Source organism: Dyadobacter sp. CY351, assembly GCF_021502625.1.
GTDB lineage: Bacteria > Bacteroidota > Bacteroidia > Cytophagales > Spirosomataceae > Dyadobacter > Dyadobacter chenhuakuii.
Genome location: NZ_JAKFFU010000006.1, coordinates 383092 through 408122, shown reverse-complemented (window position 1 = coordinate 408122; position 25031 = coordinate 383092). Strand labels below are relative to the sequence as shown.

The window sequence follows — 25031 nt, the reverse complement described above, 5'->3', positions numbered from 1 at the left end:
ATTTGCCCACCGGCTCAAATACTATGTGTTCACAGGCTCAGAATTGAGGAAGGCCTGTAGCCATAATGTTGCCTGAATGCATAGCTAAAATGTGAAAAGTTTTCAAAACCAACTTCAAGATACACTTGTGAAGGTTTCTGTCTGTCTTCTGCAATCAGAAAATGGGCTTGCTTTAACCGCGTTTCCGTCAGCCATTTTTGAGGTGATGTCCCAAATGTGTTTTGAAAATCCCGTTTGAAGGTAGCAAGGCTTCTTCCCGTCAAATATGCAAACCGTGAGATGGGAATGTTGAACATGAAGTTCCTTTGCATAAAATCTGCAAGGTCAGTTTTATGCGGTCGTGAAAAATCCAAAAGCAAATCATCGACATTTTTATCGAGTGCCCTTAACACGGTAACGGCCTCCTTTACTTTTAGCAGTGCCAACTCATTGGGCACAAAAGCTTCATTATGGCGCGCGTACAATGAAACGGAATGAAAAAGATCATCCAGCAAAGCGTGCTTTTGCATGTATACCACGCGGGGGTTACCGGATTTCTTACGTTTTTCCAACGTCATATCCTTGTAATAAGCCTGTAAAAAATTTTGTGTAAAAAAGATGGTTGACGCGTTAAAAGGAATTTGTCCGTCGGGTTCTTTTTCGAATTTAGCTAGCTGGTTACGTGCAAACAATGCGGTTTGTCCACTGGAAATATAATAAGTCTTATCAGCTGTTTTTACAGTAATCCTGCCTACGTAAACATGCACCAACAGATGCTCTGGAACAATCTGTTCAAAAACAAGTTGCTTTTTTTCGGTACAAGACAGGAAGGCTCCTGAATGCAATGTATCCTTTGTTTCTATATTCATCTTGTTTACAAACTCATAAGTACGTTTGTATAGCCAGGTGCAATTGATGGATCGGTGCCTGTATAACGCTAACACGCGGGTTGATCACTTCGTTTAAATATGGTTCGATGAAGCATTATAAACATAATAAAATTGTGTCTGGCTCTTTGATTCTTGTACTTTTGATACTATGAAACCAATCTTAGACTTGCAATCATTTTATAGCAGCTCTTCGGCTCCCAGCGAGATCTCCAAAGATACAAATGGACATTTCAATATTATCAAAGTTGAAGATCTGCAAGTCTCCGGTGGCAAACCCGTAAGCTTTACGCGCCGGTCCTATTATAAGGTGAGCCTTGTGTCGGGGCATAGTAAGATCCACTATGCAGACCAGACCTTTGAGGTAACAGAAAGCGCATTGGTCTTCACCAATCCACTAATCCCTTACTTCTGGGAGCCAGTGGATCCGAATCAAACTGGTTTAATCTGCATTTTTACAGAGGATTTTTTCAATGGAGCAGGCAGCGTTACTAACTATCCCATCTTCAATTCTTCCGGGCAAGGCATTGTTCCACTGGATGCTATCGGGGCCGAACATTTCAAGGAGATCTTTATAAAAATGCAACGGGAACTTGATGGAGGGTACCTCTTTAAATATGATTTACTGCGCAGTATGCTGATTGGCTTGATCCATGAAGCGCAGAAACTCCAACCTGCATTTGGCGCACCGATGCTTGGTTCCAATGCATTTGAGCGTATCACCCAACTTTTCAAAGAATTGCTGGAACGCCAGTTTCCCATTGAAGTGACAGGCCAACGGATTAAACTGAATTCGCCTACCGCATTTGCAAATCAATTAAATATTCACGTCAACCATCTCAACAAAGCTTTAAAGGAGATAACAGGTAACACAACCTCAACCCTAATAGCTGGCCGGATCATACAGGAAGCCAAAATCCTATTGAAAGGCACGGTTTGGCCTGTCAATGAGATTTCATGGAGCCTTGGCTTTGAAGAACCGAATCATTTTTCCGCATTTTTTCGTCGCAACACCGGTATTAAGCCCAAACAATTTCGCCAACTTTCCACTGATTGATTTTTGTCTTTTCCGGATTGGTTTGCGTAGTTAAGCTGAAACAGTAATTCCGGAAATTTGTAGGCAAAAACAGGAAAATTATGTGGACATCAAAAGACATTCCAGGCCAGTCAGGGAAAATTGCCCTTGTTACGGGTGCGAATAGTGGCATTGGTTACGAAACCGCCCTGGCCTTGTTTCAAGCCGGCGCGCACGTCATCATTGCATCCAGGGATCAATGCAAAGCAGCAGAAGCTTTGAAACGAATAGAAGTCATAGGTGGAAAGGGCACATTGGAAACAGGACTGCTAGACTTGGCAAGTCTTTCGAGTGTAAAGGCATTTGCACGTTCAATTAAAGATAAGCATGGCCAGCTCGACCTGCTGATCAATAATGCAGGTGTGATGACACCACCGGCCAGCAAAACTGCCGACGGTTGTGAATTACAGTTTGGCGTGAACTTCCTTGGTCACTTTGCATTAACAGCCCACCTGTATCCTTTGCTAAAACAGGCGCCAGCAGCCCGCGTTGTGACATTAAGTAGTGGTGCGCACAAATTGGTTCAGCAGATTGATTTCGAAAATTTAAGGTCTGAGAAATCCTACGATGCAAATCGCGAATATGCCATCAGTAAGCTCGCAGTACTTCAATTTGCATTAGAACTGCAACGACGGTTAACTCAGGCTGGCGCCAATATCATCTCCGCAGCGTCACATCCCGGCGTCACGCAAACCGATCTATCCAGGCATATGTCAGAAAAGGATTACAACGCGGCGATGGAACATTTTAAAGAATTGATGCCTGCCTGGCAAGGCGCCCTCCCTACCCTTTTTGCTGCCACATCTTCCGGCTTGATCGGTGGCAGTTATTACGGCCCGGATGGAGAAAATGAATTGCATGGATATCCCGCTGTAGCGCAAATCAGTGAAGCCGCCCAAAGTGAGCAGGACGCTTCCAGCCTGTGGGATTTCGCAGAAAATGTTATCGGAACAAAATTTCCGATTGACTAATACGACTTATACCTTTTCAAACTGACATACTATATATCGTAGCTAAGTCCGCGCTTCTACTAAATATAGTAGATTAAAATAGATATTTAAATCACAAAGTGTTGAATATCAAATATTTAATCATTGGTATAGCGATTGCTTAGATTAAATGACGACGCTGATTGTCATATATCAAAACTCAAAGATAAAAATGAAGAATCTTAAAGGAAAAACAGCCCTGGTAACCGGAGCAAGTCGTGGAATTGGAAAATACACCGCAGAAAGGCTTGCCCAAGATGGCGCAAGAGTGGCTGTACATTACGGAAAAAATAAGGAAGCGGCACTTGAAACAGTATCAGCAATTCAGGCTCAAGGCGGATCTGCATTTGTTATTCAATCCGATTTATCGCAACCGCACGCTGCTGAGCTTCTTTGGAAGGCGTTCGATGAGCAGGCCGACCAACTGGACATTTTGGTAAACAATGCCGGAGAAGTGGTTTACGGTAAAGTTAATGAAGTAGTCGAAGAAGATTTCGAGCGCTTGTTTGCTGTAAATGTCAAGGCCCCTTTATTCATTATTCAACATGGTTTAAAAAGAATGCAAGACGGGGGAAGGATCATAAATCTTTCTTCTGCTGCAGCGTACATGGCAAGTCCAATGGCAACAATGTATGCCGCCACGAAGGGGGCCATTAGTACTTTGACCCGGACACTGGCTTGGGACCTGGGCTCGCGTCATATCACTGTAAATGCAGTTGCACCAGGCTTTACAAACACAGACATGAGTAGTTGGTTTGCCGAGCCAGGCCTTAAAGAATGGGCCGCATCACAGAATACTTATGGAAGAGTTGGGGAGCCCTCAGATATTGGAGACATTATCGCATTTCTTGCTTCTGAGGATTCAAGGTGGGTTAACGGGCAGATTATTGATGCCACAGGAGGCGGATTACTTGGGGTAACAAAGATAGGCTGATAGGAAAACCAAATAATGAGATGAAAACAACTATTAATAAGCAAACGCATGTATCCAGCGAACAGGCAATCGCCAATTTGATCGTTTCTTATGCCTTTGCCAATGATGATGCCGATATACAAAAGCTCGGTGGCATTTTTGAAAACGCTGTTTTTAAGCTGGCTGGTATCACGGCAACCGGGCGAGAAGAGATTGAAGCGGTTGCTGGTAGTATCATTCAAGTAACCCCAGAAGGCCGTTCTTCAACAACCCATGAGATCACGAACATCATGATCGAAATTGACGAATCCGGAGATAAAGCTCATGCAAATTCATATTGGACGCTGTACAAAACACTTTCAGGGCAGCCTCGTGAAGCAATATTAAGCGGCCGATATGAGGATACCTTTAAATACGAAAGCAGCCGGTGGACTTTCACGGAAAGGATTGCGACAATACTTTGGAAGCTGGATATGTCCATGTTTCAGGAACTTGTCTGAGCAGCGTTCCGCGGTCGTTCAACTGTAGAAAGAGTTTTTCAAGTTGACAGCAACTACTTTACAAACCTAAATTTAAAAATGGCAGATCCAATACAACTAGTGCCAAATGGCACACTAATTACAGCAACCGCGGAAGAAGGACGCCATCTTGCGATAAAAATGTCCAGACTTATTATAAAGGCAACGCAACCTGATCCAGCCGTACGCGAAAGGCTTCGCCCGGTGTACGCAGAAGACGCCGGGATGCTGATTGCGATAGGACAAATAGTGGCTATGGAATTTGCGACCATTGCCGCCGCAAATGATTACTGGAAGAAATTATAGATCCGTTGTTAGCGGCCTGTTTAAAATCACATATACGCAAGAAAAGGTGTAGTCGGACCGACTACACCTTTCCAGTCCATTTTTTGAAATGATCCACGTGAAGCAGTGCGCTATCAACGGCGGCAAGCATTAAATAGAAGCAAACGGCATCGACGATAGCAAAAAACCGGTTTTAAGAACGCTTATGCTTTGTTGAAGAACATTAGGAATATGGGGAAGGATGGGAGCGATAATTTAATTATTTTGACAACATACAATCTACGTCGCAATGCTCGAACTGCTCGCCGTTATCTTATTTTTTAGCTATATATTTTACCTGAGAAATTATGCTGATCTCCGCACCATTTCGGAAAAGGAAGAAGCTGCATTTTCAAACGGCATTGAACTTTTTCTTAATAATCAATTTGATGAAGCATACCAGTATTTTGATTCTAAAGTAAAAACCAAACCAAAATCGAGCATTGCATATTTGTATAGAGGCTTGTCACAAAAGGGTAAAAATAACAGGCCTGAGGCCTTTTATGACATTAAAACTGCTGTGAGCCTGGATGATGATGTCTATAAGGCGCATTTGGAACTTGCAAAAATGTACCTGGAAGAGCAAGATGTAGAATCTGCGCTTCCAGCATTCAGCAAAGCGATTAGCAAGGCGCAGGAAACTTCACCCGAACCCTACCACTGGCGCGGAAAAGCGCATCAGGAGATGAACATGCTTGCCGAAGCGCAGGCAGATTTCGATTCCGAAAGACGGATCTTAGCGCAGATCTCCAATGAAAAAAATCGCTCATCTACCGTTAAAACCCCTTTTTTTGACAAGAAACTGATCGTCAGCTCAGCCATGGTATTGTTCACGAGCGCTCTCGTTGTTGCCGTTATCAAAAATGCAGAAAGCATTCATTTTCCATACTTTGTGGCCGTAGTTTCAGCGATTTGTCTGGGTTTTGTTGAGCCTCATAAAGGCTGGCTTCTCGCGCTGCTGCAATGCTTTCTCATTGTAACAGGCTACTTCTTATTGACCGATCCGCCACAAAACACCGCTGTTCGGGAATTGGAAAATTTCTGTTTATACGGCTCGCTCGTCCTTACATTCGTCGCCAGCTTTTTGGGTGGATTTATGAAAAGAGCGTTGCACATGCAGTGATTTTAGTGTCATATACTTAATGATTATTCATATAAGTCCTAAATTGTGCTCAGTCGCTCGGCAGCACTTTTACTTCGTTGAGCAGAGTACAGATTAAGGTGTCCGATGAAAGCTATATTGTAAAATTTAACTCCTCCACTGTGAATAAGAGGAAATTTATGTCTGTTGCTTAGTTTACTATTTAACCACCGAATTTTTAGACACCTGCAAGCGGTTACAAAATTCAACTTTATATGAAGATGCGAGATCAAGCTGCTATATACTTGGTTAAACTACATATGTAAAGGACATTGTTATGAACTTGCATCGACATGGCTAGCGTCGGTCCGTCACTGTCCGCATACTTGAAGTGAGAATTGTCGAACGTCATATCATTTATTAGAAAGAATCTGCAAGAATTTTGAGATGATGGATTTAATTCATTTCTGAAAAACTAAATATGTATTAAGTTGACACGTAAGCCAATCCTCTGAAACGGGTGTCATATGAAATAAAGCTAATTCAAGTTGTGTTACGTAAAGGTAAGCTTAATGTGCACCCCTTTATGGCTTTCAATTACAAAGTTGCCGTTGATTTGTTTTGCTAATCCTCGTATGAGATCGAGACCGAGTGAATTATTTTCGATTACATCAAATCCTTGTGGCAAACCAATTCCATTATCTGATACGGTGAGCATTATACGATCCGGTGACACCCGCATCAAATCGATGCGTACAATCCCATCCTGGCGATTAAAAAATGCATATTTAATCGCATTAACAACACATTCATTAAGGATCAATCCTAGTGGAATTGCCTGTGCAACATCCAGATCAATAATTTCAATTCTCTGTTCAAATACAATCCGTGTACTGGACTCCAAACTTTCGCGCAGATAATTTATCAATTCGTTGATATAATCCGGCATAAAAACAACAGATGTATTCGGACCCTGATAAAGTTTTTGGTGAATCAGGGACATTGCCTGTATGCGTCTCAGACTATCTTTTACAGCAACAATTGCCTTATCATCTTCCAGATATACCGATTGCGAGTTGAGTAAACTTGTCACCATTTGGAGATTGTTCTTCACCCGGTGATGCACTTCCTTGATCAGCCATTGCTTTTCTTCAAGCAACTTATCCTGCTCAGCGTTAAGCATTTCAAGAAATCTATTTTTTTCATCCAATTCCTTTTTCTTTTCTTCAAGAATCCGATTGCTTTTCTGCTTTGTGAGATAGCGATTTAATAATAAGGCTATAATGACCAGTAGCAATGCGGCAGCAGCCAGCAAGATATTTTTTGTTCTATTAGCTTCCTTAACCTTGATTTGTTGAAACTGGTTTTGACTATTCAGCAGCTCAATATCCTTTTGCTTTTTAGCAGTTTCAAATTGCACTTGAAGCTCTGCCATTTGCCAGTTCTTTGTTTCATTAAAAATGGAATCATTCAACTGCTTATGCATTAAAAGATTTTTCGCAGCTGCATTCCAATTATTCAAACCGGAATCCGCTTTGTATTGCATCAGATAAATATCTTTCTTTAATGAAATTGAAACGGTCCCAGGTGATTCAATTAGTGCTTTATGCAAATATGATGACGCCTTCTCGAACTGATGTCTACTAATAAAATATTGACCAATCTCATAATAAGCGTTGGCGGTAACTTGATTGTCCTTGGGTAGTTTTTCTGTAAGCGTTATCAGCCTGGTGTAATAATTATCCGCCTGTCGCTCGTGCTTTGTAGCCTTGTAACAAAATGCCAATGAACTGATTAGCGACACTTCCGCCTGCATCCCGACTGGCTTGTTTTTGGCTTCTATATTGAGCATGTAAGTCAATGCTTCTTTTTCCCTCTTCAATTTAACCAGCTCCCTTGCGAAAAAGCCAGCCTCTCTGAATTTGAAAAGATTCTCACCAGCTGTAAACGACCTGTTATCGAGCAATTTAGAATACCATTCGATGCTTTTATTCGATTGTCCCAACTCTCGATACATCGCGGCTAGCTGGCCATAAAATGTCAGTGCCGAAGAAGAATCGTTGGTTGCTTCCGCACTTTCAATGGCCTTCGTTGCATAAAAAATACTTTTGCCGTAATCACCCTTGCTGCGGTAAGTGATGGCCAGCAGGTCATAGATATGATGTAGTTCGCGATAGCCAATGGCATCGTAAAGTGCAAGAACTTCTAACAATTCGCTTTCAGCCAAATCCAGCATTCCACTTACGATATGGATATCTGCAATGGATTTTAAAACCCAGGCTTCTCTTTCCTGATTGTGATTTCTTTTGTACAAATCCCGCATCTTTTGGAAACAATACAAGCGCGTCAAACCCGTTTTTTCCCTCAACGGAATAAGCGTAGTAAGTTCATGCCACAGCAATGCTTCGCGATCTTCATTTCCGGGTGCATTAATTTTGCTGATTAATTCTAGATATATTTTTATACTGGGGTGGATACCTTCCAGGATAAAGCTTTGCATTGCCTTGACATGTATACGTTCCGGCTGTAACTTATCAGACAATAATACTGGCGATATTTTATTGGCTTGATTTAAGAAAAGCAGTGAGCTATCTAAATGTGATTTCGCCCGGGGAGTCCTAGGGATATGGAATAAATAGTGACGTCCTAAAATCACCAGCAAGCGAAAGCGGGTTTCGTTTTGCAATGAACTTAATATCCGAAGAGCAGAACCCATATCTTGACCCCTGATAAAGGCATCCGCTTTTAAAATAACCGCCTCATTTTTTCCTTGCTCATATTTCAATGTCTTACTTAAACTAAGTGCTTTGTCAGAGAAATGCAACGCACTGTCCAGCTGTGACTTCGGGTTGCCCGTTCTATACACGTAATATTCCCTAAGCATGTAATAACGGCCGAGTTTGAGCAAAATATCAACGCGTCTTGTATCTGCCTTGCTATTTCGTAATTGTGCAAACAATTTGGTTTGTTCGGCCCACATTTTTTGTGCAAAAGAGAACGGTGAGCTCGCCAAAATGAAAATAAAGAAAATAGAGATTCTTTTAATGTAGTAATGCATCATACTTGTCTGGAGAATGCAACCGCTGATTTATTGCTTTTATATTATCAGTTAACTAATAATGACTATCAGTCATATTATTTTGAATACCAGCCTATTCGACCGAGCTTTGATTGCATTCAGTATTTAAAAATACAACTTTAATCTGTATAGTTTCAACAACTTAATCACATCATCATGCCGAATAGTAAAAGAATATTAATCACGGGCGCAGGTTCCGGTTTAGGGGAAGGCACCGCAATAGGACTAGCTCAATTAGGTCATGAAGTTTTTGCCGGCGTGCACATCGGGCCACAGGTAACAGTCCTTCGCGATAAAGCAAGAGAACTTGGTATTACAGAGAACCTCCGTGTGGAAAGACTTGACATTTTAGACAAGTATGACGTTAGTGCGGCACTTCGATGGGATGCTGATATACTGGTCAACAATGCCGGAATAGGAGAAACGGGCCCGGTGTCTGAAACTCCTCTGGAACTTGTTCGCAGGAATTTTGAAACCAATGTCTTTGCACCGCTGGACCTGACTCAGCGGTTCGTTGCAAACCTGATTGAAAAAAACAGAAAAGGTAAAGTGGTTTGGCTGTCTTCTATGGGAGGATTGTTCACGCCGACCCATTTTGGGATTTATTGTTCTACAAAACATGCATTGGAGGCGATTGCCGAGTCTATGAAGGAAGAATTGGAGCCTTTTGGAATTAAAGTCCAAACAATTAATCCTGGCGCTTTTTTTACTGGTTTCAATGAAAGAATGTCCGAAACGTCATTCCGCTGGTTGAACGATGCTAAAAATTTCACAAAAAAAGCGGCCTTGAAAGCTTCGTTCGATAAACAAATCAATACGCCGGATTGGAAGCTGGACCCGCAAGATATGATCGACGAAATGGTGCGCGTCGTTCCGGCTGAAACCGGAAAATTCAGGAATGTATTCCCTCAGTTTGTTGAGGATATGCTGAAAGACGGACAAGCCAAAGCCTGGGAAAACACGATTTGATGGAAACCGATATCATCATATATGTTTCATTGGTTTTGATGGTAGCATTCCTGGTGCTGATCGCCAGGAAGCTGTCCATCGCTTACCCGATTCTGCTCGTAGTGACCGGGTTAGCATTGAGTTTCATACCAGGAATTCCCAATGTCCGGATCGATCCAGACACTGTTTTTTTGATCATCCTCCCGCCTATCCTTTTCGACGCAGCGCAGCAATATTCATGGCGGGCACTCTGGAAATGGCGCAGAATGGTGAGCGTAATGGCATTAGGTTACGTTTTACTTACTTCCACATTGGTTGCCATCGTTTCCTGCTGGCTCATTCCAGGCTTCACCATGGCCCAGGGTTTTCTGCTGGGCGCCATCATTTCGCCACCCGACGCCGCAGCAGCCACTGCGATTCTTAAAAAAGTCAAACTTCCCAAAGGCCTGATTTCCATCCTGGAAGGTGAAAGCCTGCTGAATGACGCAGCCAGCCTGACCATATTCCGGTTTGCATTAGCGGCTGTTGTTTCCAATCAATTCGTTTGGTATGAGGCACTTGGCACCTTTGCGCTGATCACTGTTTCAGGTGTTGCGATCGGTGTCGCCATCGGAATGCTGTTCTATGCTTTGTACAAATGGCTGCCAACGACGTCCAACCTGGATGTGACGTTCTTACTGGTGCTCCCCTACTTGAATTACATTGTAGCCGAAGAATTAGGATCTTCCGGTGTGATTGCGGTGGTTACTGCCGGATTGCTGCTTTCTTCACAGACTCATTTTGTCCTGCCGCACAGCAGCCGCCTGAAATCAAACGCCATATTACCCTCGATCACTTTCATCCTGAATGCAATAGTATTTTTTCTGATTGGCATACAATTCCCTGGGATCATGAAGGGATTAAAGGATATTTCACTTTCCGAAGCGCTGAAAATAGCATTGGTCATTGCTGTTCTGATTATGTTGGTGAGGCTGGCCGCGGGACATATTTCGGGCATTTTTACTTCTTTTATCAGTAAGTACATCAAAGTGGCAGTCCCACATCCGGGTTGGCGAAATCCCATGATTATCAGCTGGATCGGCATGCGGGGCGTCGTTTCGCTTGCATCGGCGTTATCGATCCCGCTTGTCATTCCCGGTGGCGCTGAATTTCCGTTTCGCAGCCTGATTTTATTTATCACTTACATTGTCATCATCGTGACGCTCGTCGGTCAGGGACTGACGCTTCCCTGGGTGATCAAAAAGATAAAGCCGGAAAAAATCCCGGGCGAAGTGGAGGACCATGATCAGCTCATGGCCATTGAAAAATATTTATTCAATGCTGCGCATGATAAACTCGATTCCAGGTATGCAAAAGATGCTTTGGAAAACAGGATGATCCAGCACAAACTAGACTTGATGGCTTTCAAAGTAGGAGTTTATGAGGGACTGGATGACGCTGAGCAAAAGGAAAAAGTGCAGGCAATGGTCAGACATTTTAATAAAGTAATGATGGAGGTTCTGGAACATGAAAGAAGACATTTGATACATTTCTGTCGCAGGGACGAATTCGATGATGATGTCATCCGGATCATGGAGCGGCGACTGGACCTTAAAGAAGAGACGTTGGAAGATAATTTATAAGAGAACAGCTTTCGGTCATTAAATTTTCCAGGTGCAAGAGCTCTTTGGGATAAGATGTATTTTTTCTTTTGGCAAAATGAAGCATATCCTCAGGCTGTTGGCTTCCCTCCCATGCGAGTTTCACAGTTCCTTCCTCCAATTCATGCTTGCATACAAAATCCGGAACAACTGCAAAACCATTACAACTTTTGAGATTGCGCAGAATAGACCCGTAATGCGGTAAAACGAAGCTCGGTTTAAAGGCCGGTGATGTCTCAAAATTTACCTGCCAAAAACGTTTTACAGCCTCCATATCTGCGGAAGTCGCAAACCAAACCTGATTCCCGAGCCAATCTCTGATTGGCTCGGGCTTGTTAGCAATGATTAGTTTATCAAGTGTACTAATGTCGGTTTGACCTCCACAGACCAGCACATTGCGTGTGGCCATAAATGGTGTGTAAACCAGTTTCGGAAACTGTGGTGTTTGTGAGGTAATTACAAAGTCTATCACTCCGGCATTGAGCTCATTCAACAGTTGGGCACATTCACCAAACTTGGTAATCAGGTTGAACGGTAAATGTCCGACATGCTCTTCAAGCGTATATTGAAACGTTGTAAAACACATCCCGACACTCACCGTCGCCCGGCTGGTTTTCGATTTTTTGTAGCAAAGCTTTTCAATTTCTTCCAGGCCGATCATCGGGCCAATGATGTAATTGTAAAGCAGTGTGCCCCGGTCCGTTGGAATCACACCTCTGTTTTTTCGTTCAAATAATCGGTAACCGGTGTAGGATTCAAGCGCACTCAAATGCAGGCTCACCCCAGGCTGGGAAATAAACAACGACTGCGCCGCCGCCGACAATGTGCCAACTTCATAGACAACCTTAAATGTCCTAAACCATTCCAGATTCAACATATTACAAACTATTCACTGCTTTATTAATCAGGTCCAGCTCGTCGTTGCTGAGGTCGATATCAACCGCCCCGGCATTGCTAATGGCCTGTTCTTCGTTTCTGGCTCCCGCCAAAACAACGGTAACGCCTTTTTGAAGTGTTGTCCATTTTAATACAAGCTGTGATAAGGTGGCGCCTTTTTCTTGCGCAATCGGCTCAATGCGTTCCAGTAAAGATTTTACCTTATCAAGATCAAATTGAGAAAAGTATCCATTCCGGTGATCATCGGATTTCAGCGCATTGCCGTTGAAAAACTTCCCGGTTAGTAACCCCCTTTCCAGCGGACTGTATGCAATAATGCCAATAAGATTTTCGACTGCCGCAGGAATTACTTTCGCCTCTATCTGTCGTTTCAACATACTGTAAGGCACCTGGTTAGACGCCAGGTTGATGTGTTCCTGCGCTCTCAACATTTGTACTTCATTATAGTTGCTAACCCCTGCCGCGCGGATCTTACCCTGATCGATCAGGAGCTGCATTGCCTCCATGGTTTCTTCAATGGGTGTGGTTGAATCGGGCCAGTGTAGTTGCAACAGGTCAATGTAATCGGTCCGCAGCCGTTGCAGGCTTTCCTCCACTTCTTTCATGACGTTGGCTTTCGAGGCATATTTATAGATCGGATACTTTTTACCGTCCTGATCAATATCCATCATAAAGTCACCTTTGCCATTGTTACTTCCGTCCCACACCATCCCAAATTTTGTAAGAATCTGAATTGCTGAACGATCTCTGTCCTTAATAGACTCACCGATTAACTCTTCGCTCAGGCCAAATCCATAGAATGGCGCCGTGTCCAATGTGGTAATGCCGTGATCAATTGAAGTCAGGATTGCTTTTCGCGCATCGTTCTTTTCAGTTCCGCCCCACATGGTGCCGCCAATCGCAAAACTTCCGTACGTGATCGCGGATAACTTCAACGCCGAGTTACCTAACTGTCTGTATTCCATAATTTCTGGATTTTAATGTGATGAATTTTACCACTTACTTCTTTTTGAAATAATCAGCTGTGCCGTTGATCCAATCCTCGCGGCGGGGAGCAAAAAAGTCCAGATCAATAGTCCCTTCTTCCAGGCTGGTGAAACTGTGTGGAAGATTAGCCGGGATCAGCACAGCTTCACCAGCTTTGATAATGATCGTTGTATCGCCGATTATTGCTTTTACACTACCCTTTAAGATGAAAGAATACTGCTCATTTACGTGCTTATGCATGGGAACACTTGCGTCTTTTTTTAAAACGAAATAACCAAATGTGCCGTTGGCGCCCGACTCAGATCTGAGTGTAATGCCGTCAGAGATTGCTTTAGCTTCCATTTTGTCAATCACCAGGTGTTTTAGCTGCTGGGCTTGTGTTGGTAGATTTCCAAGCAGGAGGCAAAGCAGGCAAACTGATAATTTTCCTTTCGCTTTCATCAGATAAGAATGTTAAGTATGAAAACTGATGTCAATGAATTGAGAACAGCTATTTTTTCAATAACCACTGCTCCACAGCCTTCGAAAAATCAGCAACATCAATCGGGTGCCTGCTGGTGATCAAGTTTCCGTCTGTTACCACGGGCACGTCCTGCAAAACGCCACCTGCATTTTTAAGATCGGCGTGGACGTTCCAGTAGCCAGTCAGCTTTTTGCCTTTCAAAATATCAGCAGTTGCCAGTACAACCGGCGCATGACAAATGGCTGCGACCAATTTTCCTGCCTTATTGAAATCCTGAATGTATTTGATCACATCTTTGTCAAAGCGCAGGTTATCCGGGTTCCAGGCGCCGCCAGGGATGAAAATAGCGTCATAATCGGCCACTTTTATCTGATCGGCCGTGCGGTCCACTTTTACCCAGCCCACAGGTTGCAAATACTGGATCGCCATAATATAACCTTTGGCCATTTCGGGCGTTCCCAAACCATAGCGCTCGGGCGCAGGATTGTATTTCGGTGCCACAATATCCACTTTCGCGCCCAATGCCCTAAAATACCAGACTGGTCCCAGCATTTCAATTTCCTCAAAGCCGTCTGCCGCGATCACCGCTATCCTCTTTCCTTTTAAAGCAGCAGGATCTTTGACTGGCGTGAAAAAGAATGCTTTCAATTGCTCATTTCCGGGAGCATTGAGTAGTTGGTAAACGGGCAGGTCGGCCACGACAGCCGTGGAAGTGAGTTGTTTCAAAATTTCAAGTTCATCAACGCCGCCGGATGATGTTCTTGCATTTGTCTGCGCTTGCGCACTAAACAGGATAAAGCAGCTCAATAGATTTGCCAGGATGAATTTTGTGATTGCTTTCATTTTTTAAATGATTTAATGTTGAATTGAGTTAGTACTATTCACGGGTGAGAGGAGCTATTTCAATGAGTGTGTGCAGTCCTTTTTGAAAAGGCTTTTCTTTAATGTCTGTTTCCAAATAATCAACAACAGGCTTGATTGGCGGGAACTTCAAGTGAAACTGGAAAGCGGCTTCGCTCCTAAATTTTTCGTAGGTCACAAATTGCTCGCTGTCATTTTCCAGTTGTGAAAGCTGATACGTAACTACGCCTTTCTCACTGCGAAACAGGGGCATTGCAACGTGGTAAACATCCTTGAAACGCTGCGCTGTGCCTGATTTTGAGTTCACAAAAAGCATCATCGTTTGCGGATTATCCTCCTTTCTTGCAGATCTTCTCCATTGCTGTTTCGAGAGTGGTTCCAGATCTTTTACATTAAAGACTTTGGAAGGCTGCTGCAATGCTGTTTTCGCAAGCGCGGTTATGGCTGTAAACTGCTTATCCTTCGCTGATTGACTTAACGCAGCCTGATTTTCCCATCTTTCAATCAACCATAATACACGGGGATTTTCTCTTTCTGAATAAGCCTCTGCCATGACATTATTGCCTGAGCGGAGCGCATGTAAAACGTATTCGCTCAATGCTTTTCTAAATTGATCCTGATACGCATCCTTCACTTCAAATTGCGTGATCCGGGCAACATTGTTTCGCTGAATGCTTTGTGCAGATAACTGGAAAATACACATGATAAAAAGCAGAGAGAATAACAATTCAGCCCGTCTTGGAATGGAAAAAAACGCTTTCGGTTTCATAATTTTTGTTGATAAAAATTCAATGTAAATGATAATGCTCCGGTCAAATAATTGTGTCTCCCCTCGCTTGAATCGGGCACGGAATGTCTTTTTCGCATATGGTTTGAAGCATATTAATTTCAATTTCCCTGCAAATTGAGAGCATCGGTGTATCATTGTGCAATCCTTCAAAAGGGTTCTCTGAATAATCGCCGGTCATTTCCATGGCCACGAAAATCCAGCCTATAATTGCCCCGACAGGAATGGCCAACCAGACCCCAGCCGCACCCATTTTACCAAACTCGCCAACGATGCCAAACGGAAGCAGAAAAATGAAAATACAGACGAACACAAAGCTGAATGTGGCGTACTTTCGAGGCAATGGCGATTGCTTGATCCGTTCCAGATTTCCCTGACAATCATAGAAACCATTCACAGCCGTTTGAAACTGCATTTGCTGGATCATGGTAATTTCTTTGCGCTCATAAAGCTTCTGGATCGTTTCCGTTTGCAGGTTCAGCAATTGTACAGCCGCATTTTGATATTCTTTCAATTGATCAGTTTCTGCCTCGGAAATGTATTTTCTCCCTGCTGCTTCATGCAACTCATTCTCAAAAATCGCAGCGAGTCTTGCCCGCCTCAATCTGTTGATTTTGCCCAATCCAAAAATCCCCTTCAAACTGGCATGTTCCCATGGAGTGGGTTCAAGCAGTTGATTCCGAAGCTGATAAATATAAGCTATGTGCCGGAACACAATCTGTCTTCTCACTTCTGCGCCATCACTCACATCCAGCTCGCCCGACCGGGTATTGCGGGCCAAAGTTGCCAGCCTCCTACTGCTATTGGTCATTTCACTCCATATTTTCCTCGCCTCCCAAAGCCTGTCATACGATTGATTATTTTTAAAACCCACATAAAATGCGACTGCCGTGCCAATGAGCGGAAGCGGAAGCCATGGAAGCGCCAGCAACCTGCATTGCGTGAAATGATACACGACAGCCACCAGCGCCATCCACCCAGTGAGCCACCACAAATGATAGCCCGTGAACTCATAAATAGCTCTAACCGAAAGCATTTTCCTGACAATCATAACCGCGACAAAAATTAAATGCTAAGTCAATCTGAATGAACGGATAGAGATATACGAACATAATCAGTCAACATTTCCATCCCGGAGAAACTGAATGATCCCCTTCATATAGACTTGCTGCTGATCATACATACTGAGATGACTTCCATTGTTGCAATACAGATATCTGCCGTTTGCGACTTGCTTGCTCATCCATTCCATGTGCTTGGGATCCATCTCGTCATATTTCGCACCGATCATCAGGGCCGAAACTTTGATCTGGTTCAATCTGCTGCTGATATCCCAATTCTTCAAACTCCCGATGATGCCAAACTCACTCGGCCCCTGCATGGATAAGTAATACGGCTGGTTGAGCTTTCCTAATGCTCTGGTAAATGGTTCGGGCCATTGATCGAGTGGGAGCCGACAAACAAACTTCCCATAGAAATGTTCCGTAACCAATGCCGTATATCTGGGATTGGCGTAGTCATTTCTGGCTGCCAGCAGGTTAATGCTGTCCAATGTGACTTTCGGAAGCTGTTTTACGAGCACTTCTTGAATGTACCGGTTGAACTCCTTCCCGCTTGACGACATATTGGAAATAATCAGTCCCTTGACGTGCTGCTGGTATTTCAGCGCATATTCCATAGCCAGAATGCCACCCCACGAATGCCCGAAAATGTAGAGATTGTCTTTACCTAAACCCAATGCTTCCCGCACCTGCTCCAACTCCGCGACTGCACGATCGACGCTAAACCGGGTTGAATCCACCGACTTGTCAGAATTCCCTGAGCCGAGTTCATCATAATAATAAAACTCAATGCCCTCCTTCGGAAAAAAGCTTTCAAAAACTTCCAGATAATCGTGCGGAAAACCCGGGCCGCCTGCCAGGAGCAAAACCTTGATTTTGGGATTATTCCCGATCCGCTTTGTCCAAACTTTGTATACACCGGCCGGGGTTTTGATCGGAATCATCTTAACCCCGGCAGTCTGCACCTGCGAAGTGTCCGAGGCATAGTAGTCAAGGAAATGTTCGCTTTGCTGCTCCTTATCCCTGCACGCGGCCAGCGCGAAGACCATTAACAGAACGATGTATTTGAGTTTTATTCTCAGCATTATTTATTCAATTCAGATTTAATTCTGAGGTCAATACGACCTCCCTGTTTTCCAGTAACGGGATGATTTGCTTTACGGCGATCTCTTGAAAATGCGCTGAATTCCGGTGCGCCGTCAGGGCGGCTTCATTCGTGTAGCCTTCAAATAAAACAAGCACATTGGGATTTGATTGATCCTGGAAAACCTGATAAAAGAGATTGTCCGTTTCTGCTTTGCTTTTTTTTGAAAGGTCTGCCAGCAAATGAAGCACAGTTTCAAGATTTTCACTTTTGACCTGCCATTTGGCAAAGGTTGTAATTGCGTTTGCGCTCATGATCGCTGATTTATGAACCTGCTGACTCTAAAATGGCAATTACCTTCTCGGCAACGCCCTGGGCCGAAGCCGGATTTTGACCTGTTACAAGCCTTCCGTCGGCGATGCTGTAAGGCTGCCAGGGGTCCACGGAGCTATAATTAGCACCGTTTGCTTTCAGCAGATCTTCCAGCTCAAAAGGCACATCTTCCTTCGCGTAATTTTCTTCTTCCTCTTTACTGAACCCGGTCACATTTTTTCCGTTGACGAGGTAAGAACCATCTTTCAATATCACATTGCCCAACGAAACCGGACCGTGGCAAACTGCACTCACGATTTTGCCGCTTTCATAAAAATCCGCCAATATCTGCTGCACAGGTGGATTGTCCGTCATGTCGGCAACCGGCCCCAGGCCGCCTGGAACGAACACCGCATCGTATCCTGCTATGGAGAGGTTTTCGATACTGTCCGTATTTTTCATCTTAGTCAATCCTTCGTCGCTCAAAAAGGCGCTGTTGATGGGATCATCCAATTCGACCATATCAATTGGTGCTTCGCCTCCTTTCACACTGTAAATATCGATGTCATACCCTTGCTTTTTAAAGGCTTCGTAGGGATGCGCCAGCTCGGTAAGCAAGCTGCCGGTTGGGCGATTTTTCGGGCCGATCACAGCCGCACTGGTCACCATGAATAGAATTTTCCTGCTCATAATAAATGGATTTTAAGTGGTTGCATTATTTGATATAAACTGTCTTCACATTGACAAACTCATGGATGCCAAAATCGCTCAGTTCGCGGCCGTACCCTGACGTTTTGATCCCGCCGAACGGAAGGCGCGGATCGGAAGCCACACGGTGGTTCACGTAACTCGAACCGGCCTGAAGTTCTGTCGCAGCAATGCGCTCACCCTTGGCTATGTCTTGCGTGAAAACAGCTGACCCCAATCCAAAAATGCTGTCATTAGCAATCCGGATGGCGTCGGCCTCGTCCTCCGCCTCAATGATGGAAGCCACGGGTCCAAATAATTCTTCATCGTAAGCCGGCATTCCGGACTTTACATTGATAAGCATCGTGGGCGGATAAAATGCATTATTTCCAGGTGGCACTTCCCCGCCCAAAATGCAAACTGCTCCCTTTTCAATCGATTTCTCAACCTGGCCGTGAAGCTCGTCGCGGAGGTCTGCGCGTGCCTGAGGTCCCACTTCTGTTGCGGCATCCAGCGGATCTCCCATCCGTTTCGCCTTCATTTTTTGAAAAAAAAGCTTGATGAACTCTTCGATCACCGTTTTCTCAATAATGAACCGCTTCCCTGCAATGCAACTCTGCCCGCCATTGATCAGGCGACTGTTCACGCAGGATTCGGCCGCCAGTTCAAGATCAGCATCTGCCAGCACAACATAGGCGTCGCTTCCGCCCAGTTCGAGAACCGTCTTTTTCAAAACCGACCCGGCTTTTGTGGCAACCTGGATACCGGCCTTGGTGCTGCCCGTGAGGGTGACTGCCTTGATCAAAGGATGTTCGATGATTTTCGAAACTTTGTCGCTCCCAACCAGTAACGTCAAAAAAACATCATCCGGGAAACCGGCTTGCCTTACTATTTCCTCAATAGCTAATGCGCAACCCGGCACATTGGATGCGTGTTTTAGCACGCCGCAGTTTCCAGCAGCCAACGCGGGCACTAAAAATCGGAAAACCTGCCAGAAGGGAAAATTCCACGGCATGACTGCCAACACTACGCCCATCGGCTGAAAGGTGACGTAACTTTTAGAAGCTTCCGTTTCAATAATCCTGTCTGAAAGATGCTTCTCGGCGTTTTCCGCATAATACTCGCAGCAACGGGCGCATTTTTCAACCTCATCAAGTCCTTGCGTGACAGGTTTCCCCATTTCAGTGGCCATGAGCACAGCCAATTCCTGACTGCGCTTTCTTAACACATCAGCCATGGAAATAAGCAGTGCATTGCGGGTGTCGCGGGTGGATTTTTTCCAACTTTCCCAGGCGGTGTTTGCACGCTCGATCTTTTGCACGGTTTCCTCAAAACCCAGCTCAGTATAAGTTTTTATCTGGCTGCCATTGGTTGGATTGATTGATTTAATGCTCATAGATCAATGTTTAGAAGTTAGCTTTTTGCTGCGAGATGAATTGCGGCCCGGATTCGCTGATAAGTGCCGCACCGGCAAATGTTTCCTGACATAGCCCGGTCAATGTCCTGATCATTGGGTGCCGGATTTTCTGTCAGCAGAATGGCCGCTGCCATGATCTGGCCCGACTGGCAATAACCACATTGCGGAACGTCCACTTCCGCCCAAGCCGAACGGAGTGCGTCTCCTACCTGATTATTTAGGCCTTCAATGGTAACGATTTCTTTCCCGGCTGCACGGGACACCGGTGTTATGCAGGACCGTATTCCGTCCCCATTCAAATGCAATGTACAAGCCCCGCATTGCGCCGCGCCGCAGCCGAATTTTGTTCCCGTCAGACCCAGCACGTCGCGGATTACCCATAGGATTGGCATTTCGCCCGGCACGTCCAATGTATGATCGTCCCCGTTCACTTTTAGCGTGATCATAGTCGTCTTCTGTTTAAAGGAATGTTGTTAAAGCCTAGCTTTTTCGGTACACAGGCAGTGTTCTGATCCGGTTTCCCGTAGCGGCAAAAATTGCATTGGTCAAGGCGGGCATCACTTGTCCTGCCGCCGCCTCTCCTATCCCGCCCGGCTTTTCCTCGCTTGGGATAATATGTGTTTCCACCAGCGGCATCTCATTCATCCGGAGCGATTTATAATCATGAAAATTGCGTTGGTCCACCAGTCCGGCTTTATAAGTCACTTCGCTGTACAAGGCTGCGGAAAGTCCGTGACCGACACTGCTTTCCACCTGGGCTAAAACGCCATCCGGATTGACAGCAATGCCACAATCAACGACGCAGGTTGCTTTGCTGACTTTGACCAAACCTTTCGGATTAACCGTCACTTTAAATATTAATGCGGCAAAACTTCCCATTCCTTTGAAAGCGGCAACGCCCATTCCTTGTCCTTTGGGCAGCTTTTTACCCCAGTCACTTTTCTCTTTAAGCACTTTGAGTACATGAACCAACCGGGGCTCTTCTTTATAGAGCGCGATGCGGTAATCCAATGGATCTTTCCCGGCCGCGTAGGCCATTTCATCCGAAAGGCTTTCCATGGCAAAAATGGTGTGGCTGAGCCCAACCGCCCGCCAGTTGTCTACGGTAACGGGCAAAACTGGCGTGTTCAGTTCGATTTTCTTATTTACCAGTGCATTCACGTGTGCGGCTTGTTGCATGCCTTCAATGGAATATTGATCTACACCATTAATCACCGCCACTTTCTCAAACGGCCCGCCCGTCATCACCGACTGTCCGACACTGATCTGTTTCCAGGCGACTGGCAAGCCATCCTTACCCAGCCCGACTTTGAACCGATGCAAAAATGCCGGCCTGTAACGTCCGCCCGCAATGTCATCTTCCCGCGTCCAGACCGTCTTGACAACTTTCCCTGTCGCCTTTGCAATTTCAACCGCCTCGCGCACAAAATCGGACCTTGTAATATTTCTCCGACCGAATGAACCGCCCAAAAACATAGTATGTATAAAAACTTTACTGATCGGCAAGCCCGTAATTTCAGCGGCTGCATTCTGATCGTCCGTTTGTGTCTGGGTGCCGGTCCACACCTCGCATTTGTCTTTGGTTAAGCGAACCGTTGCATTCAAGGGTTCCATCGGTGCGTGAGCAATGTAGGGCTGGAAGTATTCCACGGATAGTATTTTTGCGGAAGTTTTGAGCGCCGCATCTACATCACCTTTTTCCGTTGCGACTATGCCTCCCTGATCTGCTCTTTTTTTGTAATCTGCTAAAAGGCTCCTACTGTCAATCTTCGCGTTTTCTTTCAGGTCCCATTGCACATTCAGTGCATCTCTTCCCCTTCTTGCCACCCAGAAATTATCTCCCAGCACCGCCACTCCCTGCGGAATTTCCACAACCTGCTTTACGCCTGGAATGCTAAGCGCTTTTTCCTTATCGTAACTTTTAATAACTGATCCTTCCAACGGAACCCGTGCTATCACAGCGGTCAGCGCATCAGGTTCGCGGACATCAATGCCGAAAATCGCCTTACCATTTGATTTATCGGGTGTATCGAGCCGTTTTTTGCTTTTGCCAATTATTTTCCAATGCGCTGGGGTTTTAAGAGGCACCTCCGCTGGTGGTTTCAACTTTGCGGCATCGTTCACCAGATCACCATAATCTATTTTCATGCCCCCGGCAATCACCTGCCCGTTTTCTGTGATACATTCGGCAAAGTCAACCTTTGCGCGGGATGCAGCGGCCTGCACCAATAAATGTCGTGCGGTGGCTCCCGCTTTTCGGTATCGTTCAAATTCTGAGGAAATGCTCGTTGACCCGCCTGTACGCTGTGTGGCATAAACGGTGTGATAATATTCCACTGCGGCGGGGGCATGTTCAGCCCGGACTTTTGTCCAGTCGGCATCCAGCTCTTCTGCGATCAGCATGGGCAGCGAGGTCCATATTCCCTGTCCAACCTCGCAGCGTGACAATAGCACGGTCACCTGACCATCCGTTCCGATCCGCAGGTAAGCATTTGGTTTTAAGGTGTCCAGGCTCGCGTTATTCCGTTCTCTTTTGCCTGCAAAAGAATGAAATGGAATGAGCAGCCCGCCTGCCAGGATTGCGCTGGTTGTCAGAAACTCCCGACGGTTGTATTCAGGTATCTTTTCCATCATTTGCAACATTTGTTAATCTGGTGATGAATTGAAATACATTCCATGTTACTTGTCCGGCAGCACGGCACCTTTGTTTATCCACTCTTTTACTCTTGCAACAAACACATCATGGGAAAGCGGCGGGCGGTTGCCGTATGTAAAGCTGTGCTGCACAAGCGGGTCTTTTTCAACGTGTTCGATAAACCGTTCCATGGTTGCAAAGCCCGTAAAGCTTGAATCTTTGAAACTGGCCGCCAGCTCCCTCGGCGATTTCCCTTCAAAGACCATTTTGCGGTTTGCCGGGGGCAAATGCCAGTTTGGATGCGAAGGAGGCAAATGCGCCCCTTCCAGCTCCGTAGTCTGCGGCTGGTGACAGTTGGAGCATTTATTAGCATAAACCCCCTTGCCGTCCACGCCGCGGGTGACGCCCTGGGAATGCAAATGGCTGTCATCTCCCTGAAACGGCGTATCTCCCTTCGGGTGGCAATTCATACATCTGGGATGCATAAAAACCGTGTACGCGTCAAGGAATGCTCTCTTGGACTCTGTTGCACGCAGGTTGGCTTCCAAAATCTGCTCCATGGGCTTTACGCGAGCAGCGTCGAGATCATCGATTTGATCTTCATGAATCAATTCTTTTGCATGAACGAAACACGTCAGAATTACCACGATTGTAGCAAACAAAAAAGGTGAACGGCCAAATTTGATCTCTTTCATATTTCTTGATTGTTTGAAATAATTCCTCGTTAAATTTCATTAACGCATTGCCCTATACGCTTCAATTTCAAGGCCTTGATCTTGCTAGTTTAGTGACTTGATCAGAACCAGAAAAAACAAATGCAGCTTGTCGCCGGATCGATCCGACTGCCTCACGTAAGAGAAGTCCAGGTTGAGCTTATCGACCACCGCCAAGCTAACTCCTGCACCTACCCTGTTCCTGGCCAGGTGAATTTCATTTAAATAAATCCAGAACTCATCAACCACATAAGGGCTTATTTTGTAGTGATCAAACTTGATATGATAAAACAGCCGCGCCCGGTTCCGATCGTAATGCTTGCTGTCCTTCAAAGTTCTGAACCGGTTCCATATTAGGTTTCTGTTTTCCAGCATGAATTTCCTCGAACCTAATTTCAGCGTTGCCCCATTCATGAATGTCGACTCGTCGTTATTCCTTTCTGGTAAGTCCAAAAACAAATAGCCCAGATTAATGTCGAGCAGCCGATTGACCTTCAAAACCGAGTTGGCATAGATAAAGAACATTCCCTGCTGTGGGTTCCAGCCCGGCTGCAAATTGATTGCCGCCGAATCGGACACATTGAATTGTAATGTCGGCATCAGCCAAATCCCCCTGGTTGCCGGAGTTTGAGCATTTGCCTTAAAGCTGAATAGACAAACAAAATGCAAGGCGACGCCTACCCCAAGATTAAATGTAAGCTTCATTTCGGAGCGGTTTCGTCTTTACATATGTTGTAAAGTTGCATCCGCAACTTGCCTTGAAATATTTGCTAAAATGTGCTGCATCGTTGAAACCGAGCTTATATGCGATGTTTTTCAGATTAGCATTTTGTGCCGCCGCCATTTGCTTCGCTTGTCTGATCAGTCGCTCGCGGATGTTTGCCCCGGCCGAAAGCCCTGTTTCGCGTTTGATGACTTTATTCAGATAATTGGGAGTTACCGCCAGTGCATCCGCATAGTCACTGACTTTCTTGAATTCCAAATATTTGCTTTCCAGCAGGCTAAAAAACCGGATTGCCAAAACAGCATCTGATTTGATATCAGGCCCCAGGACAATTGATTTCTGTTTGGATAAATAAATCAAAACAATACGCAGGTAAGCGGACAAAACTTCAATTTTTGAACCGGTGGAATGCTTCAATTCCCATTGCATACATTCGATGACGCTCCCGATTCCTTCTGCACTAAGTTCACCAATTTCGTATATCCTCGACACAAGATTGGAGCTATACGCACTTGTAAATTTAAAATCGACTGGTAACATTTCTGCTTGGAAGCGAATTACCAATCCATCCAATTTGAATGCTTGTTCCAAATTGATTGATCGGCCTGGTTTCAGAAGAAGTGAATTTTTTGCTGAAATGGTATAAACTTCCGAACAGGACAACAATTTACAATTGCCTCCTTTTATCCAAATGATCTCGACAAACTCCTCCTTCACGTCTGCCCTATTTTTAAAATAGTCAGCAGTCAACATCAATATTTCCAAAGGCTCAGTCAGGTCAGTTTGCATATCAATCGAATTTGCTTTTTCACTTTCAAATTCGATTGCAACCAATTATGTGCCATTTCTGCGTTTATACCAAAATCAACACCAAAACAAACATAACATTTTGATTTACATACACTTAAAATTAACTAATGTTGTATATAGATTTATGAAAAACCCATATGGCTCCGAAATTTTCGGGGGA

25 protein-coding genes are annotated in these 25031 nt (G+C 44.8%); 8 read left to right on the top strand and 17 right to left on the bottom strand.

The window, feature by feature from the left end; translation table 11 throughout:
- Window positions 1-29 precede the first annotated feature (29 nt).
- Window positions 30-848 carry an AraC family transcriptional regulator gene (locus L0660_RS14150; protein ID WP_235160057.1) on the bottom strand — a complete coding sequence of 273 codons (819 nt, stop codon included), beginning with the start codon at window positions 846-848 and terminating at the stop codon, window positions 30-32.
- Between the two features lie 169 nt (window positions 849-1017).
- On the opposite strand from L0660_RS14150, the gene L0660_RS14145 reads away from it, so the two are divergent.
- The 6 genes from L0660_RS14145 to L0660_RS14120 all read left to right on the top strand — a co-directional run bounded on the left by L0660_RS14145 (window position 1018) and on the right by L0660_RS14120 (window position 5808).
- Window positions 1018-1923 (top strand): AraC family transcriptional regulator, encoded by a 906-nt coding sequence (locus L0660_RS14145; protein ID WP_235160056.1) that lies wholly within the window; start codon window positions 1018-1020, stop codon window positions 1921-1923.
- 80 nt (window positions 1924-2003) lie between these two features.
- Complete coding sequence (locus tag L0660_RS14140; protein WP_235160055.1) at window positions 2004-2912, top strand: oxidoreductase; 909 nt, start codon at window positions 2004-2006, stop codon at window positions 2910-2912.
- Between the two features lie 148 nt (window positions 2913-3060).
- The gene (locus tag L0660_RS14135; protein WP_235160054.1) at window positions 3061-3864 is read left to right on the top strand and encodes a glucose 1-dehydrogenase; all 804 of its coding nucleotides are present in this window, start codon (window positions 3061-3063) and stop codon (window positions 3862-3864) included.
- A 20-nt stretch (window positions 3865-3884) separates the two neighbouring features.
- Window positions 3885-4343, top strand: coding sequence for a nuclear transport factor 2 family protein (locus L0660_RS14130; protein ID WP_235160053.1), 459 nt, complete (start codon window positions 3885-3887; stop codon window positions 4341-4343).
- 78 nt (window positions 4344-4421) lie between these two features.
- On the top strand, window positions 4422-4667 hold the full coding sequence (locus L0660_RS14125) for a hexameric tyrosine-coordinated heme protein (RefSeq protein WP_235160052.1): 246 nt from the start codon (window positions 4422-4424) through the stop codon (window positions 4665-4667).
- A gap of 268 nt (window positions 4668-4935) precedes the next feature.
- The gene (locus tag L0660_RS14120) at window positions 4936-5808 is read left to right on the top strand and encodes a M48 family metallopeptidase (protein ID WP_235160051.1); all 873 of its coding nucleotides are present in this window, start codon (window positions 4936-4938) and stop codon (window positions 5806-5808) included.
- 511 nt (window positions 5809-6319) lie between these two features.
- On the opposite strand, the gene L0660_RS14115 is transcribed toward L0660_RS14120, so the two are convergent.
- On the bottom strand, window positions 6320-8827 hold the full coding sequence (locus L0660_RS14115) for a histidine kinase dimerization/phosphoacceptor domain -containing protein (protein ID WP_235160050.1): 2508 nt from the start codon (window positions 8825-8827) through the stop codon (window positions 6320-6322).
- A 174-nt stretch (window positions 8828-9001) separates the two neighbouring features.
- Between L0660_RS14115 and L0660_RS14110 the strand changes: the two genes are divergently transcribed.
- The gene (locus L0660_RS14110) at window positions 9002-9814 is read left to right on the top strand and encodes an SDR family oxidoreductase (protein WP_235160049.1); all 813 of its coding nucleotides are present in this window, start codon (window positions 9002-9004) and stop codon (window positions 9812-9814) included.
- Entirely contained in the window at window positions 9814-11415 is a 1602-nt protein-coding gene (locus L0660_RS14105) for a Na+/H+ antiporter (RefSeq protein WP_235160048.1), read from the top strand. Before L0660_RS14110 ends, L0660_RS14105 begins: the two co-directional genes overlap by 1 nt.
- Here the strand turns inward: L0660_RS14105 and L0660_RS14100 are convergent.
- The 15 genes from L0660_RS14100 to L0660_RS14030 all read right to left on the bottom strand — a co-directional run bounded on the left by L0660_RS14100 (window position 11384) and on the right by L0660_RS14030 (window position 24850).
- A complete protein-coding gene (locus L0660_RS14100) occupies window positions 11384-12310 on the bottom strand; it encodes a LysR family transcriptional regulator (RefSeq protein WP_235160047.1) in 927 nt (308 codons plus the stop codon). The two genes, L0660_RS14105 and L0660_RS14100, sit on opposite strands and share 32 nt — an antisense overlap.
- A 1-nt stretch (window position 12311) precedes the next feature.
- Window positions 12312-13295 (bottom strand): aldo/keto reductase, encoded by a 984-nt coding sequence (locus L0660_RS14095; protein ID WP_235160046.1) that lies wholly within the window; start codon window positions 13293-13295, stop codon window positions 12312-12314.
- A gap of 34 nt (window positions 13296-13329) precedes the next feature.
- On the bottom strand, window positions 13330-13758 hold the full coding sequence (locus tag L0660_RS14090) for a cupin domain-containing protein (RefSeq protein WP_235160045.1): 429 nt from the start codon (window positions 13756-13758) through the stop codon (window positions 13330-13332).
- A gap of 49 nt (window positions 13759-13807) precedes the next feature.
- A complete protein-coding gene (locus L0660_RS14085; RefSeq protein ID WP_234658638.1) occupies window positions 13808-14623 on the bottom strand; it encodes a DJ-1/PfpI/YhbO family deglycase/protease in 816 nt (271 codons plus the stop codon).
- A gap of 34 nt (window positions 14624-14657) precedes the next feature.
- Window positions 14658-15410: a putative quinol monooxygenase gene (locus L0660_RS14080; RefSeq protein WP_235160044.1), complete on the bottom strand. Its 753-nt coding sequence runs from the start codon at window positions 15408-15410 to the stop codon at window positions 14658-14660.
- A 43-nt stretch (window positions 15411-15453) separates the two neighbouring features.
- Window positions 15454-16479 carry a bestrophin family protein gene (locus L0660_RS14075; RefSeq protein ID WP_235160043.1) on the bottom strand — a complete coding sequence of 342 codons (1026 nt, stop codon included), beginning with the start codon at window positions 16477-16479 and terminating at the stop codon, window positions 15454-15456.
- Between the two features lie 63 nt (window positions 16480-16542).
- On the bottom strand, window positions 16543-17574 hold the full coding sequence (locus tag L0660_RS14070; protein ID WP_235160042.1) for a proline iminopeptidase-family hydrolase: 1032 nt from the start codon (window positions 17572-17574) through the stop codon (window positions 16543-16545).
- A 7-nt stretch (window positions 17575-17581) separates the two neighbouring features.
- Window positions 17582-17887, bottom strand: coding sequence for a putative quinol monooxygenase (locus L0660_RS14065; protein WP_235160041.1), 306 nt, complete (start codon window positions 17885-17887; stop codon window positions 17582-17584).
- 10 nt (window positions 17888-17897) lie between these two features.
- Window positions 17898-18575, bottom strand: a complete 678-nt coding sequence (locus L0660_RS14060) for a type 1 glutamine amidotransferase domain-containing protein (protein WP_235160040.1) — start codon at window positions 18573-18575, stop codon at window positions 17898-17900.
- A gap of 25 nt (window positions 18576-18600) precedes the next feature.
- Window positions 18601-19968 (bottom strand): NAD-dependent succinate-semialdehyde dehydrogenase, encoded by a 1368-nt coding sequence (locus tag L0660_RS14055; RefSeq protein WP_235160039.1) that lies wholly within the window; start codon window positions 19966-19968, stop codon window positions 18601-18603.
- A gap of 17 nt (window positions 19969-19985) precedes the next feature.
- Window positions 19986-20435 carry a (2Fe-2S)-binding protein gene (locus L0660_RS14050; RefSeq protein ID WP_235160038.1) on the bottom strand — a complete coding sequence of 150 codons (450 nt, stop codon included), beginning with the start codon at window positions 20433-20435 and terminating at the stop codon, window positions 19986-19988.
- 34 nt (window positions 20436-20469) lie between these two features.
- Entirely contained in the window at window positions 20470-22623 is a 2154-nt protein-coding gene (locus L0660_RS14045; RefSeq protein ID WP_235160037.1) for a xanthine dehydrogenase family protein molybdopterin-binding subunit, read from the bottom strand.
- A gap of 45 nt (window positions 22624-22668) precedes the next feature.
- The gene (locus L0660_RS14040; RefSeq protein WP_235160036.1) at window positions 22669-23319 is read right to left on the bottom strand and encodes a hypothetical protein; all 651 of its coding nucleotides are present in this window, start codon (window positions 23317-23319) and stop codon (window positions 22669-22671) included.
- A gap of 84 nt (window positions 23320-23403) precedes the next feature.
- Entirely contained in the window at window positions 23404-24042 is a 639-nt protein-coding gene (locus L0660_RS14035; protein WP_235160035.1) for a DUF2490 domain-containing protein, read from the bottom strand.
- Window positions 24026-24850 (bottom strand): AraC family transcriptional regulator, encoded by an 825-nt coding sequence (locus L0660_RS14030; protein WP_235160034.1) that lies wholly within the window; start codon window positions 24848-24850, stop codon window positions 24026-24028. The genes L0660_RS14035 and L0660_RS14030 overlap by 17 nt, the downstream gene beginning before the upstream one ends.
- Window positions 24851-25031: the final 181 nt, after the last annotated feature.